Annotated in this window: 1 protein-coding gene; it reads left to right on the top strand. The window is 46.6% G+C overall.

Annotation, left to right across the window (positions count from 1 at the left end):
* Positions 1-127 precede the first annotated feature (127 nt).
* Positions 128-469: a translation initiation factor SUI1 gene (locus tag DK871_RS28550; protein ID WP_161907490.1), complete on the top strand. Its 342-nt coding sequence runs from the start codon at positions 128-130 to the stop codon at positions 467-469.
* Positions 470-519 lie beyond the last annotated feature (50 nt).

The raw sequence follows: 519 nt of genomic DNA, 5'->3' as shown, positions 1-519 counted from the left end.
GTCAGATTAAAAACAACCGCGCTGTGGTTTCAACGCCGTTTTATAAAATAACGACAAATCTAAGCATCAGCAAGCGGCTCTGATCGCCGAGATCTTTCCTCTGTTAAAGTAATCGCAGTAATATCGCATGTCCAACATACAGAACCTCCAGTCCTTCGATCCCTTTGCTGATGCCACTAAGGGTGACGACTTGCTCCCGGCTGGGACTGAGGATAAGATCCACATAAGGATTCAGCAACGGAACGGCCGCAAAACGCTGACCACAGTGCAAGGCATCTCGGATGAATATGATAAAAAGAAGCTTGTAAAAGCCTTTAAAAAGAAATTTGCCTGCAATGGTACAGTGATCGAACACCCGGAGTATGGAGAGGTGATTCAGTTACAGGGGGACCAAAGGAAGAATATCTGTCAGTTTCTGCTGGAGATCAACATCGTAAAGGAAGAGCAGCTGAAGGTTCACGGGTTTTAAAATGCTGGCCCCTCCAGGGCTTTCTAAAGGACCGCACCAGCATGTAGCAA

Source organism: Pseudomonas sp. L13 (assembly GCF_009935965.1).
In the GTDB taxonomy this organism is placed as follows: domain Bacteria; phylum Pseudomonadota; class Gammaproteobacteria; order Pseudomonadales; family Pseudomonadaceae; genus Aquipseudomonas; species Aquipseudomonas lactis.
Note: the sequence above shows the minus strand (reverse complement) of the source record. Positions and strands in the feature narration are given on the sequence as shown.